At 55.7% G+C, this 17,760-nt stretch carries 16 protein-coding genes; 4 read left to right on the plus strand and 12 right to left on the minus strand.

Translation table 11 applies throughout. The annotated features are described in order from the left end of the window. The first annotated feature begins 23 nt into the window (after window positions 1–23). The 3 genes from argR (at window position 24) to yhcN (VF709_RS12890) (ending at window position 1,509) form a co-directional block, all read left to right on the plus strand. On the plus strand, window positions 24–494 hold the full coding sequence (argR, locus tag VF709_RS12880) for a transcriptional regulator ArgR (protein WP_013098972.1): 471 nt from the start codon (window positions 24–26) through the stop codon (window positions 492–494). A gap of 375 nt (window positions 495–869) precedes the next feature. Further along, the gene (yhcN, locus tag VF709_RS12885) at window positions 870–1,133 is read left to right on the plus strand and encodes a peroxide/acid stress response protein YhcN (RefSeq protein ID WP_013098973.1); all 264 of its coding nucleotides are present in this window, start codon (window positions 870–872) and stop codon (window positions 1,131–1,133) included. A gap of 109 nt (window positions 1,134–1,242) precedes the next feature. Beyond that, window positions 1,243–1,509, plus strand: a complete 267-nt coding sequence (gene yhcN / locus VF709_RS12890) for a peroxide/acid stress response protein YhcN (protein WP_013098974.1) — start codon at window positions 1,243–1,245, stop codon at window positions 1,507–1,509. Window positions 1,510–1,576: 67 nt separating this feature from the next. Here yhcN (VF709_RS12890) and VF709_RS12895 read toward each other — a convergent pair whose 3' ends face one another. The 5 genes from VF709_RS12895 to aaeX all read right to left on the minus strand — a co-directional run bounded on the left by VF709_RS12895 (window position 1,577) and on the right by aaeX (window position 6,554). After that, complete coding sequence (locus VF709_RS12895) at window positions 1,577–1,849, minus strand: barstar family protein (protein ID WP_013098975.1); 273 nt, start codon at window positions 1,847–1,849, stop codon at window positions 1,577–1,579. 45 nt (window positions 1,850–1,894) lie between these two features. Then, window positions 1,895–3,349, minus strand: coding sequence for an NAD-dependent succinate-semialdehyde dehydrogenase (locus tag VF709_RS12900; protein WP_023620890.1), 1,455 nt, complete (start codon window positions 3,347–3,349; stop codon window positions 1,895–1,897). 88 nt (window positions 3,350–3,437) lie between these two features. Further along, on the minus strand, window positions 3,438–5,405 hold the full coding sequence (gene aaeB, locus VF709_RS12905) for a p-hydroxybenzoic acid efflux pump subunit AaeB (RefSeq protein ID WP_013098977.1): 1,968 nt from the start codon (window positions 5,403–5,405) through the stop codon (window positions 3,438–3,440). 5 nt (window positions 5,406–5,410) lie between these two features. After that, window positions 5,411–6,343 (minus strand): p-hydroxybenzoic acid efflux pump subunit AaeA, encoded by a 933-nt coding sequence (aaeA, locus tag VF709_RS12910; RefSeq protein WP_013098978.1) that lies wholly within the window; start codon window positions 6,341–6,343, stop codon window positions 5,411–5,413. Window positions 6,344–6,350: 7 nt separating this feature from the next. Further along, window positions 6,351–6,554, minus strand: coding sequence for a p-hydroxybenzoic acid efflux pump operon protein AaeX (aaeX, locus tag VF709_RS12915; protein ID WP_003860416.1), 204 nt, complete (start codon window positions 6,552–6,554; stop codon window positions 6,351–6,353). A gap of 178 nt (window positions 6,555–6,732) precedes the next feature. On the opposite strand from aaeX, the gene aaeR reads away from it, so the two are divergent. After that, entirely contained in the window at window positions 6,733–7,659 is a 927-nt protein-coding gene (aaeR, locus tag VF709_RS12920; protein ID WP_013098979.1) for an HTH-type transcriptional activator AaeR, read from the plus strand. Window positions 7,660–7,708: 49 nt separating this feature from the next. On the opposite strand, the gene tldD is transcribed toward aaeR, so the two are convergent. The 7 genes from tldD to mreB all read right to left on the minus strand — a co-directional run bounded on the left by tldD (window position 7,709) and on the right by mreB (window position 17,740). Next, window positions 7,709–9,154 carry a metalloprotease TldD gene (gene tldD / locus VF709_RS12925; RefSeq protein ID WP_020687383.1) on the minus strand — a complete coding sequence of 482 codons (1,446 nt, stop codon included), beginning with the start codon at window positions 9,152–9,154 and terminating at the stop codon, window positions 7,709–7,711. Between the two features lie 84 nt (window positions 9,155–9,238). After that, the gene (yhdP, locus tag VF709_RS12930) at window positions 9,239–13,039 is read right to left on the minus strand and encodes an AsmA2 domain-containing protein YhdP (RefSeq protein WP_038420712.1); all 3,801 of its coding nucleotides are present in this window, start codon (window positions 13,037–13,039) and stop codon (window positions 9,239–9,241) included. Window positions 13,040–13,080: 41 nt separating this feature from the next. Beyond that, on the minus strand, window positions 13,081–14,550 hold the full coding sequence (gene rng / locus VF709_RS12935) for a ribonuclease G (protein WP_014833490.1): 1,470 nt from the start codon (window positions 14,548–14,550) through the stop codon (window positions 13,081–13,083). Next, entirely contained in the window at window positions 14,540–15,133 is a 594-nt protein-coding gene (locus tag VF709_RS12940) for a Maf family protein (protein ID WP_038420713.1), read from the minus strand. The genes rng and VF709_RS12940 overlap by 11 nt, the downstream gene beginning before the upstream one ends. A 9-nt stretch (window positions 15,134–15,142) precedes the next feature. Further along, complete coding sequence (gene mreD / locus VF709_RS12945; RefSeq protein ID WP_013098985.1) at window positions 15,143–15,631, minus strand: rod shape-determining protein MreD; 489 nt, start codon at window positions 15,629–15,631, stop codon at window positions 15,143–15,145. Further along, complete coding sequence (gene mreC, locus VF709_RS12950) at window positions 15,631–16,635, minus strand: rod shape-determining protein MreC (RefSeq protein ID WP_013098986.1); 1,005 nt, start codon at window positions 16,633–16,635, stop codon at window positions 15,631–15,633. The genes mreD and mreC overlap by 1 nt, the downstream gene beginning before the upstream one ends. Window positions 16,636–16,696: 61 nt before the next feature. Next, window positions 16,697–17,740: a rod shape-determining protein MreB gene (gene mreB / locus VF709_RS12955; RefSeq protein WP_000913396.1), complete on the minus strand. Its 1,044-nt coding sequence runs from the start codon at window positions 17,738–17,740 to the stop codon at window positions 16,697–16,699. Between the last annotated feature and the right edge of the window lie 20 nt (window positions 17,741–17,760).

Genomic DNA, 17,760 nt, shown 5'->3' on the forward strand with positions numbered 1-17,760 from the left:
TATCGTCATATTCCGGGTGACTTATGCGAAGCTCGTCTAAGCAAGAAGAATTAGTAAAGGCGTTTAAAGCGCTACTCAAAGAAGAGAAATTCAGTTCTCAGGGAGAAATTGTTCAGGCGCTGCAGGAACAAGGCTTCGACAATATCAACCAGTCGAAAGTCTCCCGTATGTTGACCAAATTTGGCGCAGTGCGTACCCGTAACGCCAAAATGGAGATGGTCTATTGCCTGCCAGCTGAACTTGGCGTGCCGACAACCTCCAGCCCGCTGAAGAACCTGGTTCTGGATATCGACCACAACGATGCCGTTGTGGTGATCCACACAAGCCCTGGTGCCGCACAGCTGATTGCCCGCATGCTGGACTCTCTGGGTAAAACGGAAGGGATTCTCGGTACCATCGCCGGTGATGACACCATCTTTACCACGCCAGCCAACGGCTTCTCGGTGAAAGATCTCCACGAGGCGATCCTGGTTCTGTTCGAACAGGAGCTGTAATCCTCTCTCCCCGTAGCGTCGCTACGGGGTTCATTCTGCCCCCGCTGCGTTATCCCCTGTTTTCTCCTGTCCTCAATTTAACAAATAGTGCTTTTTACCACTCATTAACATTCAGCCAGTGAATGATAAATCAAAGAATCGCACAAAATATCAAAATCATTTATCCATATGATTTACTTAGATATAACACGCCAACGTGAACAGAAAACGACCAACATTATGCCATTAGGTTATAAAAATTGCGCTGTTTAACACGTAATTACCCATGAAACAATTAGTCTGGTATTAATTTTTACCGTTATTAGTGTATACTTGATTTTGTGATGAGGGTCACGAAACAAAGACCCCACTAAAAAATTCGACGAGGTAAAAATCATGAAAATCAAAACAACTGTAGCGGCGCTGAGCGTCCTGTCTGTCCTGTCATTCGGTGCTTTCGCAGCAGACTCCATTAATGCCGATCAGGCGCAATCCCGTGAGGCTATCGGTACGGTTTCTGTCGGCGCAATCGGCACGTCTCCAATGGACATGCATGAGATGCTGAACAAAAAAGCGGAAGAACAAGGTGCATCATCCTATCGCATCATTGAAGCGCGTTCCGGTGACCACTGGCACGCTACCGCTGAGCTGTATAAATAAGTTTTAGTAATAACAGAAGACGACTATCTCCACTCAACGGCACCAGGCATAAAAATAGCAGTTCAACCCTTCTCGCCGTTGAGCAAAAACCTCTTCAGGAGCAAAGACTATGAAAACCAAATTAATCATCGCAACCCTCGGTCTGGCATCGGTTCTCTCTTTCGGCGCAAGCGCAGCCGTCCAGCAGGTGAATACCGAGCAGGCGCAAAATCTGCAGTCTATGGGTAGTGTTTCCGTAACGTCCGTCACCGGCTCTCCGATGGATATCCGTCAGGAGCTGGCCGCAAAAGCTGAAAAAGCAGGCGCCAGCAGCTACCGCGTCACCGAACTGAATCAGGGTGACCACTGGCACGCTACGGCAGAACTGTATAAATAAACCCTCGTCGTATCTCATCATACGACTTGCCCCTGGCCTCGCTGGTCAGGGGCTTTTTTTCGCGTAATCAATGGCGCGCGTTGAAACGCAACTGCCCTTCCAGCTCTTCTTCTGCTTCATCAAACAATAAAATCAGCGCCCCAAATCGTCTGCGCAGCTTATCGGGCAGATGAATAAACTCTATCTCCAGCGGTAACGGCAGCTGACTGCCGGTCACCACATCCCACAGCATATCCAGATTCGTGACGCTTTCCCGTTCCAGATCAAACGCCCGGATAAATTCACGATAGAAGTCTTCCTGACTGTCGATCTCGTCAAAATCAAAGGTATAGGTTTTCATTGCCAGCCACCCAGTCCAGGCGAGCGGCAGATGCCGCCCTGTCTATTATAATCCCCCGATATGCAGGGTTTTGACTTCCAGATACTCTTCCAGCCCCAGCACGGACCCTTCTCGACCCAGGCCAGACTCTTTTACCCCACCAAAAGGTCCAAGCTCCGTGGAAACGGCGCACTCATTAATCCCAATCATCCCGCTTTCGATTGCCTGCGAGACGCGGAAAACGCGCGACAGATTCTGAGTATAGAAGTAAGCCGCCAGACCATAAGGCGTGTTGTTGGCGCGCTGGATGACTTCATCTTCAGAAGTGAAACGGAAGCAGGCGGCAACGGGACCAAACGTCTCTTCTTCCGCCAGTTTCATGCCTTCATGACAGTCGCCCAGCACGGTGGGCATCCAGAAATTGCCACCAAGCGGATGTGGTTTACCGCCCGCCAGGACAGTCGCCCCACGGGCCACAGCGTCTTCCACATGCTCGCGCACTTTGTTCACCGCGGAGGGTTCAATCAGCGGGCCTACGACCACACCGTCTTCCAGACCATTTCCCACCTTCAGCGCGTTCACCGCATCGGCCAGTTTGTTCACAAACTTGTCGTAGACGGTTTCCTGAATATAGAAGCGGTTAACGCTGACGCAGACCTGTCCGGCATTACGGAATTTGTTGGCGATTGCCCCTTTGACGGCAGCATCGATGTCCGCATCTTCAAACACGATATACGGGGCATTCCCCCCCAGCTCCATCGAAACTTTTTTCATGGTGTCCGCGGCGTTACGCACCAGCGTTTTGCCGACGGAAGTGGAGCCGGTAAACGAGATTTTCCGCACCTCGTGACTCGCCATAATCGCGTCGCTGATCTCATGCGTATTACCGGCCACGGCGTTGAGGACGCCATCCGGCACACCGGCCTGTTTCGCCAGCGTGAGCAGCGCAAACGCGCTGAGCGGGGTGTTGTTTGCCGGTTTGATGACCCCGGTACACCCCGCGGCCAGCGCCGGGCCGAGCTTACGGGTGAGCATCGCCATCGGGAAGTTCCACGGCGTAATTGCCGCCACCACCCCCACAGGCTCACGGGTAGCCAGAATGCGGGAGCCCGGTTTGATCGGCGGAATAATTTCACCGTTAGCGCGCTTGGCCTCTTCGGCAAACCACTGAATAAAACTGGCGGCGTACTCCACCTCGCCTTCAGCTTCTTTCAGGGGTTTGCCCTGTTCGGTGGTCATTAACCGACCAAGCCAGCTTTTATTCTCAATAATCAGTTCATACCAGCGATAGAGAATGGTCGAGCGCTCTTTCGCGGTTTTGGCCCGCCAGGCCGGGAAGGCTTTCGCGGCGGCGGCAATCGCCTCTTCGGTTTCTGCTTTACCGGCTTTCGCCACTTTGGCGATAACATCACCGGTGGCCGGGTTCAACACATCAAACGTCGTGTCCAGCGTTTTCCATATGCCGTTAACCAGATAACCGGTCTGAAAAAGAATGTGGTCCTGAAGCGCCTGGGTAGTCATGTGTCCTCCCTTTCTGAATGTAAGAGCCTGCAGAAATAAGTATAGCCACAAAAAAACCGACGCTTTTAGCGTCGGTTTTTTACTTCAGTCAGTTATCCGTCAGGACATTCTGGTAGCGGTGCAGCATAAACACCAGCCGCGCTACCGGCTCTGTCACCTGAGGAGGTGCTTCCCAGACCCTGAGCTTCTCCTGGTAGACATCCAGCTCTTCCAGCAACTGCTTAAAGTAACGGCGTCGTTTGTCATCACTGGAGGCGGAAAGCACATGGTCCGCGGTACGGCGCAACTGGCGGTGGAATGCCGACAGATCGTCGTTGATGGGCACCGGTGCGTTACGCAGACGCTGATGCGCAATGATCATGGTTAACGCCAGACGAAAGCGGGCAATGTCGCCAGGGAACTTATTCAACAGTAAAAACAGCTGCTGATAGAGCGCAGGCAGATGGTTCTCTTTACGGCGCGCAGTGTTGGTGGTCATGGAGGAGACCGCCGCCGAAACGAACTGGTTCAACAGCACGCGACCTGTTCGCGCCTGCGAATTGTCGCGCACCAGCAGAATCACCATCATCGCCAGGAAACAGCCCACCAGCTGACCCAGGGCACTGTCGAGGAACTGGCTGAAATGGAACGTCATGGGGTTATCCAGCACCAGAATGTTAATAGTACTGGCGAGGGCACCGAGCGATCCCAGACGGCGCTTCTGCACTTCTATCCCGATAAAGAATGCCATCACCGCGAGACTGATACAGAGCAGCAACATGCTCTGCTGCGTGGACGGGAGGATCACCAGGAAATAGAGCGCGCCAAGCGGTAACGCGGCAATCGTGCCGTACAGGAAATCGATAGCGACCATACGCGGGTTGGGCAGACGCATTGCCAGCGCCGTGACGACGGCAATCATGACCATCGCGCCGCTGCCGGAGGTCCAGCCAGTCCACAGCCAGAACAGCGTGCCGAGCATACAGGCAAGCGTGGTACGCCAGAAGTTGACCATCGCGTGGTGGCGCTCGGCCGACTCCGCCTTGATCACCACTTCACCCTGCAGGACTTCCTCTTCCGCCGCGCTGATTTTCGTATTGCCGATCACGCCCCGTTTCAGCAGCAGGTAGCGCGTCGCGGCGCCAACCCACGTATAAATGGTCACCGGTGTGTCGCGCTCTCCGGTCCAGGCAATGACCCGCCGCATGCGTTTGAGCTGCTTATGTACGTCCTGCACCGTTTCCACCGGCTCGGCAAACAGTTCGCGAAAGGTATCGGTAACCGATTCCGGGCGGGTGTTCTGAATAAGGTAGGTTTCGCACGCCTGGGTAATCAGCGTTAAGGAGACGGTATTGATCGCTTTAAGACGACGGTTGGCACGCGCCCAGCGCGAGGACTCCATATTAAGGTTACTGCGCATCCCTTCCAGCGCCTGCGTGCGGCGAACCAGTCCACTCCAGGCTTTGTCCACCTCTTCGCTGTCACCGTGCTTGATGCAGAGCTGCATCAGCTGATACTGGGAGACGATCAGCGCATCCAGTTCGCGATCCACCTCCTGTTTGATGGAGCGAGGGGAGAAAAGCAGGTCAGCAACAATTGCGCAGACGATACCAATCACGATCTCACTGCAGCGTTCCACGGCAAACTGCGGCGCGAGCAGCGGTTCGGTTTGAATGGTGATGACAATAATCAGTGCGGTATAACCCGCCAGCCCCCAGGCGTAAGAGTTTTCGACCTTCACCAGAGAGGAGAGCCAGGTGCAGAAGCCCGCCCAGATACAGCACACCAATACCATCAACAGTGGCGTGCGGATCATCAAAATGATAATGGTGAGCGCGGCGATACAGCCGATAAACGTCCCGATGATACGCAGCATCCCGCGATAGCGGATCGCCCCGGAGTAAGGCTCCCCACCTGCCGCGAATGCCGGGCCAGCCGCGACAATCGCCGCCGTTAACACCGCCCAGCGGGGGGTTTCCAGCTGGAAGTGAAAGCCGACAAACAGCGCCAGCACAATGGCACTCGCCAGCTTCACGGCGAAGCGAATGTGCTGGCTGGCGATAGTAAAGATCCCCATAGCGATTAACCAAACTCGCGCAGACGATGGGCGATTTTACGGAAAATAGAGTCCTGGCTGGCGTCCCGGTCTTTCTCACCGGTGATTACCACCGTCGCGGTTGTGCCCGCAGGCCACAGGTTGCCCTGCTGTTCGTCCAGATGAATACGTACCGGCACACGCTGGGCCAGGCGCACCCATTCCAGGTTGGAATCAACCGTCGCCATCCCTTTCGCATCATTGGAGCTGCTGGAGTTGGTGACGCCAGCCGCAACGCTGTCTACGGTACCTTTAAAGACGCGGTTGCTGCCAAGCGGCGTGATCTCTGCGCGGTAGCCCGGACGAACGCCTTCCAGTTTGGTCTCTTCCATATAGGCAAGCACATAGAATGAGTTTTGTTTCACCAGCGCCACGGCGGTTGAACCGCGGGTGATAAACTCCCCGGCATAGACATTCAGGTTGGTGACCCAGCCATCGGCAGGTGCGCGGATCACGGTACGCTCCAGATCGAGCTTCGCCAGGTCGCGCGTCGCCTGCGCCTTTGCCAACTGATGCAGCACGGTTTGCAGCACGTTGTTAGACTGATCGATCTCTTCCCGGGACATCGCCTGAACCCCCAGCTGGTTACGGCGTCCCGCCTCGCGGCGTTTCTCCGCAGCCAGCGCCTGGTAATAGGCGACATCCGCTTCCGCTTCTTCCAGTGCTTTCTGGTAACGCGGCTGGTCAATGGTGAACAGCACCTGGTCTTTCTTCACCAGCTGGTTATCGTGGACGTTAACCGCCGTGATAAGACCGGCCACGTCGGGGGCGATCGCCACGACATCGGCGCTAAAACGCGCATCACGCGTCCACGGTGATTCGGTGTAATAGACCCAGGCGCGAAAAATAGCGATGAACGCGAGGATTACCAGCGCCATGGTGATGGCGGTGCGGGAGATTTTTCTTGTTAGCGTTTTCACATCAACCTCAGACAAACATGCGCGATATCAGGTAGAACAGGCAGCAATACAGCGCGGTATTGAACAATGCAGGGTGCCAGACGAAATCGTAGATCCCGGTAGGAACCAGCACCTTGCGCACCAGCCAGAAGATCGCCAGTGATAAAAGAAGCTCGAAAAATATCGGTGGGAACGATAGACCGAACACCACGATAACGGGAAACAGACTCATGTTGACCTTGATAAGAGAGAGTGCAGGCTTCAGAATTTTTAGCGCACGCCACCGCGGGAGAGCAAGAAACGCCGGGCGAGAATGGCGCAGCCGTTATGTAATTAATAATATATTAACGTAACTGTTATGCTGTTATCTATAATATGTGATCTAAATCACTTTTAAGCCAGAGTGAACAATGGAACGTTTAAAACGCATGTCGGTCTTCGCCAAAGTGGTTGAACTTGGCTCATTTACTGCTGCTGCCCGGCAGTTGCAGATGAGCGTCTCCTCCATCAGTCAGACGGTGTCAAAACTGGAAGATGAACTGCAGGTGAAGCTGCTCAACCGCAGCACCCGCAGTATTGGTCTGACGGAGGCGGGTAAAATTTACTATCAGGGCTGTCGCCGCATGATGCATGAAGTGCAGGATGTTCACGAGCAGCTCTATGCCTTTAACAACACGCCCATCGGGACACTGCGGATTGGCTGTTCTTCAACTATGGCACAAAATGTTCTCGCCGCCATGACCGCAGAGATGCTGAAAGAATATCCGGGATTAACCGTGAATCTGGTTACCGGTATTCCCGCCCCGGACCTGATCGCAGACGGGCTGGATGTGGTGATCCGCGTTGGCGCGCTGCAGGACTCCAGCCTCTTCTCCCGTCGACTCGGGAGCATGCCGATGGTGGTCTGTGCCTCGAAGAGCTATCTGGCGCAGTACGGCGTGCCGGAGAAACCAGCCGATCTCGCCAACCACTCCTGGCTGGAGTACAGCGTCCGCCCCGATAATGAATTTGAACTGATTGCCCCGGAAGGCATTTCTACCCGACTGCTGCCGGAAGGACGGTTTGTCACCAACGACCCGATGACCATCTCGCGCTGGCTGGTGGCGGGCGCCGGGATCGCTTACGTCCCGTTAATGTGGGTGATCAATGAGATCAACAGCGGAGTGCTGGAGATCCTGTTCCCTCGCTACCAGTCCGATCCGCGTCCGGTGTATGCCCTGTATACCGAAAAAGACAAACTGCCGCTTAAGGTGCAGGTGTGCATTAACTATCTGACCGAGTATTTTGTGGAGGTTGCGGAACTGTTTCAGGGCATGCGGGGAAGAAGGAAAGAGTAGGTATTTCCCCTCTCCCCGTTGGGGAGAGGGTTAGGGTGAGGGGAGAAAATTACGCCGTGCCGCCCACCGTGAGGTTATCGACCTTCAGTGTCGGCTGGCCCACGCCCACTGGCAGGCTCTGGCCCTCTTTACCGCAGACGCCCACGCCGTTGTCCAGCTTGAGATCGTTACCGACCATGGAGATCTGCTGCATGGCTTCAATACCGGAACCAATCAGCGTCGCGCCTTTCACCGCTTTGGTCACTTTGCCTTTTTCGATCAGATACGCTTCTGACGTAGAGAAGACGAATTTACCGGAGGTGATGTCCACCTGACCACCGCCAAAGTTTGGCGCGAAGATCCCGTAATCAACAGACTCAATGATCTCCTGCGGTGTGGACTGGCCTGGCAGCATGTAGGTGTTAGTCATACGCGGCATCGGCAGATGCGCATAAGATTCACGACGGCCGTTACCCGTTGGCGCCACGCCCATCAGGCGCGCGTTCAGTTTGTCCTGCATGTAGCCTTTCAGCACACCGTTTTCGATCAGCACGTTGTACTGACCCGGCGTACCTTCATCATCGATGGAGATAGAGCCACGGCGATCAACCATGGTACCGTCATCCACCACCGTGCACAGTTCAGAGGAGACAAGCTGCCCTATCTGACCGCTAAATACGGAGGTGCCGCGGCGGTTAAAGTCCCCTTCCAGACCATGCCCCACGGCTTCATGCAGCAGCACGCCCGGCCAGCCAGCGCCCAGTACCACCGGGAATGTCCCCGCAGGTGCCGCCACGGCAGAAAGATTGACCATCGCCATACGCACGGCTTCTTTTGCCCACGCGTCCGCACGGGCTTCACCGTCGACGTCACCCAGGAACCAGTCATAACCAAAACGACCACCGCCGCCGCTTGAGCCACGCTCGCGCTTGCCGTCCTCTTCCACCTGCACGCTGATCGAGAGACGCACCAGCGGACGGACATCCGCCGCCAGGGTGCCGTCCGTCGCCGCGACCAGAATCAGTTCATAGACACCGCTCAGGCTGGCAGACACTTCCTGTACGCGTTTATCAGCAGCACGCGCCACTTTGTCCACGCGGCGCAGGATATCCAGCTTCTCTTCACGGCTCATGCTCTGCAGCGGGTCGATGCTGGTGTAGAGCGCAGAATGCTGCACCTCACCCAGCGTTTTAACACGGCCATCGCCTGCGTCACGCACGATGGTACGTGCCGCCTGCGCGCTCTGCTCCAGCGCAGCCAGGCTTATCTGGTCCGCATAGGCAAAACCGGTTTTCTCGCCGCTGATGGCGCGCACGCCAACGCCCTGGTCAATGTTGTAAGAACCATCTTTGATGATGCTGTCTTCTAAAACCCAGGATTCGTGATAGCTCGACTGGAAATAGAGATCGCCGTAGTCGAGACGGCGTTCGGTCAGTTGACCAAGAATGGAGAACAGGTCCTGATGGCTCAGGCCGTTCGCTGCGAGCAAATGTTCACTTACCAGGTTCAGACTCATCGTATTGCTACTCGTTCGTTGCCGCCTGTGGCGGTATAAAGATCGTATTTATTGAGAGTGAGGCAATTACCTGCCCACGTCAAATCATTGCTGTGCATCTTTGCGCGGCTGGCGCAGCACTTCATTAATCTGCGGTTTATCCACCGGACCGGTGATGCGGTAGCGCAGAATAGAGACTTTGCTCCACAGCGGCCCCAGCACTTTACTGGCAGCAAACACCGCAGCACCAACAATCGGGTTCACCACAAAGGCGGCTGCCACCCCCACGCTCGCGGAGATTTCTGGCGCCACCACGGCTTCCATATCCAGCTCGCGACGTACAAGGTTAACCGAGCCCTTCATGGCGATATCCGCTTCCAGACCGTCCACCAGCGTGTCGTCCGTATGCATAACGCCGTCCTTGATCCACGCCGTACTGCGGATGGAATCGTAGTAGAACCCTTCGCTGAAGGTATCGCTGAAATCAAAACGCAGCTTACGCAGCAGCGCATCAAAGCTCAGAAGACGCAGGATCTGCCCGGCGCGTCCCGTGCTCACATCGGCAATTTCACCTTTTCCGAAGCGGGTTTTCAGTATGCCGTTAAGCGAGGCCTCATCCGGCTTCCACGGCGCGTCACGCCAGTGAAGATCGTAATCGACGTCAAATGACGAGCCGCGCAGCGGCGTGCTGATACCAAAGAAATTGGCTGCTGCATCCAGTTTGTTACCCTTAATGTCGCCTTTCAGCGAGGTGCGCTGTTCGCCTGGGTTATTCACCCACTCGCCCGCGGCCGTCAGACGACCAAAGCCGGTATCCACCAGCCCACCCGTGAGGCTCAGCGTGTTGCCCTGAATCGCGAAGTCACCGTCAATTCGGCCATATTTTTGTCCCCACAGCCAGCACTCAGCACAGCGCAGTTGCAGATCCGGCCAGCCGCTGAAGTCCACGCGGGAAGTGTTACTCAACGGCGATGCCGGAGTCGATTGATCTTTCCCGCCCGCCGTTGCCGGGTTGTAGTAGAGATAGCGGATTGCCGCCTGCCACGGGGCGTTATCGCGCATGGTCAGGGTGGCGTTGATCTCCCTGCCCTGAGCCTCTACTTTCGAGCCGTTAGCCGTGGGCTGAGAGACGATACTCAGGTTGTTCCACTGTTGCCCACCCAGCGTGAGCGACGGTGTGCGCACGGTGACGGTTTGCGGGAACTGCGCCGCCTCATCCACGTTTTGCCCGACGCCTTTCTGGAACAGCGCCAGCCACTGCGCGCCATCCATCGGCGGGAGATTCAGCTCAATGCCCTGATGATCAGGAAGCGGAGGCGTGGTTCGGCTGTCCGTCGTCCAGATGGCTTTGTCCAGCGTCAGCTTACGGTTGAGCAGCCAGCGGCTGTTGAAATGATTCGTGCCACCCGCGCTGCCGGTTAACTCGAAGCTGTTCAGGTTGCCCACGACGTTAAGCGTCACGGGCAGCGCCTGTCCGGCCTGTTTATCCAGCGGTGCAGGCAACTGGCTGCTGAGATTTTTCAGATCGCCAGTAAGATCGACCTTATACTTCGTACCGGCGTGGTAGGGCAGTTCAATATCCACCTTCCCCTTCCAGGCGGCGGCACCATCAACCGACTCCTGAATGGGTTTCGGCAGTACATCCATCCGCGAGGGTTGCCAGTTACCGTCCAGATTGACAGCCACCTGGTAGGCCTTCTCCCCCTCGGTGGTCGAGAAGTCGATGTTGACGGGCTGATTGAACCAGTTGGCTGTGAGCGGCTCACTCTTCAGGTTGCCGTTCACAAATCTGAACTGCCCGCTGAGGTTCTTCAGCGTACTTTCCAGCGGTTTGATATACAGGCTGTTGTTGTTCAGGCGGACATCACCTTTGGCGGTGGTCATTTCGCCGTCCAGAGGGATATCCAGATGTAAGCGAGCATTCACATCGCCATCAAGCTGGAGTTGCTCAAGCGTGGCAGCCAGCGAAGCTTTCAGCGGCGTCTCTTCAAAATAGGGACCGACCGCCTTGCCCGGCCCGTTGATATCGGCATCAATCAGCAGTTTCTCTTTTGAGTAATCGGGGATATTTGCCGTCAGGTTGGTGGCCGTCACGCCGCCCAGCGCGACGCTGTCTGACTTCATCCACAACCCGTCATTGAGAAAATTAAGCTCGATATCGAGGTTTTTCAGTGCAGGCCAGCCCGGCTGGAACGCAAAGGTAGCGTTGTGCAACGGCACCAGCACCTGGAACTGACCTTCGTTATGTTTGTATGGGAAAAGATGCGGATTACCGCCATAGGCCAGGGTGGCGTTATCCGCCTGACCGCCCTGGATCGCCCCGCTCAGGTAGTCCACGAGCGCTTTACCCATCAGGTTTTCCGGGAAGTAACGCCAGGCCTGAGAACCGTCGCTAGTGCTGATCCCCGCCAGAATACCCAGCCACGGCTCTTCACCTTCAGGCTTTAAATAGCGGAAATCCCCGCGTGCATGAACCGCTTTGGCTTTCACATCGATATGGCGGCCATCAAGCTGGAAGCCCTTATCGTTGCGCAGCCAGTTAAGCACCGCGTTGCCTTTTTCAATTTCCAGAGGTGCCCTGAAGACCGTTTCATAAGGCATTTTGGCGTCATGCATCTCAACGGTCAGCCTGCCGTTCTCAACGCTGCCCTCCAGCTTGCCGCTGAAGTTCTCAGCCCCCGGCAGCAGTTTCCACTGTTTCCAGGCCAGATCTTTCCACGTCGCCTGGAAGCGGGTTTTCTCGGTTGCCTGCAGCGGGATATCCAGCGCGAGGGCATCAATTTCCCCACTTGGCTGCGTTGCCAGCCAAACGTCACCCAAATCCGGAGAGAGCTTCGCTGCCATGGAGCGCAGCCCTTCAATGGCCGCCAAATCGAGATGCGTGGCGCGGATACGCAGCTCATCGCTACGCTTATTATTCGTGCCGCCGACATCCTGCTCAGGCATCCATGCCAGCGTCAGCGCGCCGCGCGGCCAGGGTTTGCCGTCCATGGTGATGCGCGTATCCGGGATGGCAAACTGCCAGCCCCCTTTCTCTTTCGTCACATGTGCGGTGAGGTTATCTACAGAGAGTTGATGCTGCTTGCTTTCGCCTTGCCAGCTTGCACCGCCCTGCTTCAGCCAGATATCGCCGCTGGCGAACACGCCTTTCGTCAGGGTCATCCAGCCTTCCAGGCTAAAACGGGCCGTTTCCAGCTGCATGTTTTTCTGCAGCCAGTCGCCGAGCCACGGCTTCACATCCACATCGTCAGCCTGTAGCCACACCTTGCCGTTGTTGAGCAAGCCGTCGTCGTCACGCAGATCCATACGGACCTGCATGACCCCATGCTGGCCGTTCAGGCTGGAGAGGTTCACCTGCCCCTCGGCACGGTGACGCTCTTTGCCGTTAAGCCAGGTCAGTTGCGGGATCTTCAGTTCGGCGCGCTGGCCGGAAAGGGTAATAAAGCTCACTTCGCTGTCGCGCAGATCGAAATGATCGAACTGACGCAGGAAAAGATCGCTCAGGCGGTTGGCTTCAAGGCTCTGCGTGTTATCCCCGCCGGAGAGCGGCGTGTTGGTCAAAAACTGAAGCTGATAAAAGGTGAGATCGCGGAACTGCCAGCGCATGTGCAGCAGGCTTTGCCAGACATCCAGTGCCAGGGTCACGCGTTTGATTTTCAGATAGCCGCCATCTTTCAGGCTGGCACTGATGTCCCGGGCATCCAGCGTCGGGCCAAAGTTTTGCCAACTGGCGCTGACCTGGCTTACGTCAACCGGCACACCGGTGGCGGATTCGATCTTCGCCAGCACCTGCGGACGCCAGCTGTCCAGATGCGGTAAAACGAGGCGCAGCCCACTCACGAGCAGCGCGACAATCACGACTAGCGTTGCCCCTGTAAGCAGTAAAATCCCCGGCAATCGCCTCACGCATCTCTCCTTGTCAGCTTTTTCACGCAGCGAACTGCGTCTTACATCATGACGACGTCAAATTGCTCCTGGTTATAGAGCGGCTCAATTTGTACTTTTACCTGTTTGCCGACAAAGATTTCCACTTCCGCCAGCGCGTGCGACTCTTCACCTTTCAGCGCTTCAGCCACCGCAGGGGAAGCATAGACCAGAAAACGATCGGAGTCGTAGGCATGATGAACGCGGACAATTTCACGCATGATCTCATAGCAGACGGTCTCCACCGTCTTTACGGTGCCGCGTCCGTGGCAGGTTGGACACTCGTTACACAGCACATGTTCCACACTTTCACGGGTCCGTTTACGCGTCATTTCCACCAGCCCCAGCTGTGAGAAGCCGTTAATGCTGGTTTTCACGCGATCTTTACTCAGCGCCTGCTCAAGCGAGTGCAGCACACGACGGCGATGGTCTTCATTATTCATATCGATAAAGTCGATGATGATAATGCCACCCAGGTTGCGCAGACGAAGCTGGCGCGCAATGGCCTGTGTCGCTTCAATGTTGGTATTGAAGATAGTGTCATCCAGGTTGCGATGGCCGACAAACGCACCGGTGTTGATGTCCACGGTGGTCATTGCTTCGGTCTGATCGATGATCAGATAACCGCCGGACTTCAGTTCAACCTTGCGCTCCAGCGCACGCTGGATCTCATTTTCGACATCATAGAGATCGAAGATTGGCTGACGCCCGGTGTAATGTTCCAGCAGGCCAGGCATTTCCGGGATGTACTCAGCGGTAAATTCGAGCAGCGCTTCGTAGGTGAGGCGCGAGTCCACGCGGATTCGGTCGAGCTGAGCATCAGCAAAATCACGCAGTACGCGCTGGGCAAGCGCCAGCTCACCGTACAGCTGATAGCGGGTCTGGTTGCGTTTTTTACGCTCCATCACCTTGGTCCAGACGCGCTTCAGGTAAGCCGCATCGGATGCCAGATCCTCTTCGCTAACCCCTTCGGCGGCGGTTCGGATGATAAACCCGCCCTGTTCGTCGCAGTAGGCGCTGACCACTTTCTTAAGGCGCTCGCGCTCGCTTTCACTTTCAATACGCTGGGAAACCCCCACGTGCGACGCGCCGGGCATAAAGACCAGGTAACGGGAAGGTAATGTGATGTCGGTTGTCAGACGGGCGCCTTTGGTGCCAAGGGGGTCTTTCACCACCTGCACCATCAGATCCTGCCCCTGACGCACCAGCTCCGAAATGTCGCGTACGGCAAACTGCTTTTGCTCTTCGCCTGCGACACACTCGGTATGCGGCATGATGTCGGAGGCATGTAAAAATGCCGCCTTATCCAGTCCAATATCTACAAAAGCCGCCTGCATACCCGGCAGTACGCGGCTGACACGACCTTTGTAGATATTGCCTACTATTCCGCGTCGCGCTTCACGCTCAATATGAATTTCCTGAAGAATGCCACCATCAATGTAGGCCACACGGGTTTCCGATGGCGTTACGTTTACCAACAATTCAGCCGTCATAATTATCCCTTCCCTCACGCAGTGAGTTAAAATTGCTCAGCAACTCATACGTTTCCACCAGCGGTAAGCCGACTACGGCGTGATAGCTGCCATTTATCTTCCTGACAAAACAGCCACCCAGCCCTTGAATACCGTATGCACCTGCTTTATCCATCGGTTCACCGCTGGCAATATACGCGGCGATCTCGTCGTTGGTCAGTACTCTGAAGGTCACGTCCGTCACCACCAGACAATCCAGCACGTGCTTGCTATCCGCCAGCGCCACCGCGGTCATCACCTGATGCGTTTGCCCGGACATTTTGTGCAGCATATGTGCTGCATGCTCAGCGTCTCGCGGTTTCTCAAGCACTTCACCGTTAAGGATAACGATGGTATCCGCCCCCAATACCGGCAGGTCGCGTGGCACGCACGCAACGCCAGCCTGCGCTTTCTCACGCGCCAGGCGAGAAACATACTGCTGAGCACTTTCGCCCTCAGCACGTTTTTCTTCGATGCCGGTAACGATACGTTCAAAAGCGATGCCCAACTGCGTGAGCAACTCCTGACGACGTGGAGAACCGGAGGCAAGATAGATAGACGTCATAGAAACCTTTTACTGCACAGCAAACTGCTGGCGAACCTTACGCATCAGCAGGAACAGCCACGGCCAGAGCACACCGTTGACTACACTACTCCAGAATACTTCGGGTCGGAAAGAGACGTTGATCACTAAAAACTCTGCCCAGAAAACAACGATATCCGCGGCAAGCGACAACAACATCACGACCAGCGCCTGTTGCCAGAGCGCGAGGTTACGAAAGAGCTGGAATTTGAGTGCAACGAGATATGCAATGATGCTCATGGATAACGCACGAACACCCAGCGTTGAGCCACTAATGAGATCCAGTATGGCACCCATTACAAAGCCTGTGCCAACATTTACGCGGTGCGGCAGGGCAAGGATCCAGTAGAGCAAAATGAGCAATACCCAGTTTGGCCGGTAAACAAGAATGTCGTCCGGCCAGGGCATTATCTGCAGCAACAGCGCGATGAGAAACGAGAGCCAGATAACCCAGCGTCCCTGGCTACGATAACTGGCCACTACTGCCCTCCGGATGAGAGTTTAGGCGGTGGCGGCGCATCCGTTATCCCGGTGGCCGGCGCGGGTACTGGCGCAGGTGGCCCCATCGCATCCGGAGCAGGAAGAACCTGCGGCATCATCTGCATCAGGCGCTCATTGGCAACGCGATGCACCTCTTCAGGCGTCATTGGGTTGGCACCGTTACGATCGGCTCCCCACAGCAGCAGCAGGTAGCGAAGACGCTGTAAACCCGCCGTTGGACGCGCCTGAATCACGGTGTAGGCACGCTGCGTATCAAGCTTCACAGAAGAGACAACCGCAACCGGATACCCTTCAGGGAAACGTCCACCCAGACCGGAGGTGACCAGCACGTCGCCCACACGGATATCCGTGTTGGCTGGCAGGTGCTCCAGTTGCAGATCGTCCGTGCAGCCGTTACCCGCCGCAATGACGCGAATATCGTTACGCAGAACCTGAATAGGCAGCGCATGGGTGGCATCGCAGATCAGCAGTACACGGCTGGTCAATTTGGCGACGGCGACCACCTGGCCCACCACACCTTTATCACTGATAACAGGCTGACCTTCATACACACCATTCACGCTACCTTTGTCGATCACCACCTGATCGCTGTAAGGATCGTTTACGGTGGAGATCACCTGCGTCACCATCTTCTGCTCATCCTGACGCAGCGGCGATCCAAGCAGCTCACGCAGACGCGCATTTTCCTGCTTGTATTGCCCTAACATCAGCAGTTCGCTGTTTTTCAACAGCAGTTCCTGGCGCAATGCCCGGTTTTCAAGTTCGAGTTGGTCACGTGAAGACAGCGTTTGAGAAACGGAGTCGAGCAGTTCACGGGGACCATTGGATATAAAGTAGAAAGGACTGACGGCGGTATCCATGTACGTTCTGATCTGGCTGAACGTACCGAGGCGGCTATCGGCAATAATGACACCAAGCGCAACCAGAACCGCCAGGATCAGGCGAAACTGTAGCGAGGGGCCACGGCTAAAAATTGGCTTCATAGGCTATGCGTATTCTCGTGTCAGAGAGAAAGGGTAGCGATTCGCTACCCTTTCACCATGACTACTCTTCGCTGAACAAGTCGCCGCCGTGCATGTCGATCATTTCCAGCGCCTTGCCACCACCACGGGCGACGCAAGTCAGTGGATCTTCTGCAACTACGACAGGAATACCTGTCTCTTCCATTAACAGGCGGTCGAGGTTACGCAGCAGCGCACCACCACCGGTCAGAACCATACCGCGCTCAGAGATATCGGACGCCAGTTCAGGTGGGCACTGTTCCAGCGCAACCATCACCGCGCTCACGATACCGGTCAGCGGCTCTTGCAGCGCTTCCAGAATTTCGTTGGAGTTCAGGGTAAAGCCGCGTGGCACACCTTCCGCCAGGTTACGGCCGCGCACTTCGATTTCGCGAACTTCATCACCCGGATAAGCAGAACCGATCTCGTGCTTGATGCGCTCAGCGGTCGCTTCACCGATCAGGGAGCCATAGTTACGGCGCACGTAGTTAATGATCGCTTCGTCGAAACGGTCACCACCGATACGCACGGAAGAGGAGTAAACCACGCCGTTCAGGGAAATAACGGCCACTTCAGTAGTACCACCACCGATATCAACCACCATCGAACCGGTGGCTTCAGAAACAGGCAGGCCTGCACCGATAGCCGCAGCCATTGGCTCTTCAATCAGGAACACTTCACGCGCGCCTGCACCCTGAGCAGATTCGCGAATTGCGCGACGTTCTACCTGGGTCGCACCGACCGGCACACAAACCAGCACGCGTGGGCTTGGACGCATGAAGCTGTTGCTGTGAACCTGCTTGATGAAGTGCTGAAGCATTTTTTCAGTCACGAAGAAGTCAGCGATAACGCCGTCTTTCATTGGGCGGATCGCGGCGATGTTACCTGGGGTACGACCCAGCATCTGCTTCGCGTCATGACCCACTGCGGCTACGCTTTTCGGCGAGCCGGCACGATCCTGACGAATGGCCACAACAGAAGGCTCATTCAATACGATGCCTTGTCCTTTTACATAAATAAGGGTATTCGCGGTACCCAGGTCAATGGACAGGTCATTGGAAAACATGCCACGAAATTTTTTCAACATACTAAGGGATAATCCTGAAA

This window comes from Enterobacter sp. Lyrl_3, assembly GCF_051948675.1.
GTDB classification, from domain to species: domain Bacteria; phylum Pseudomonadota; class Gammaproteobacteria; order Enterobacterales; family Enterobacteriaceae; genus Enterobacter; species Enterobacter cloacae.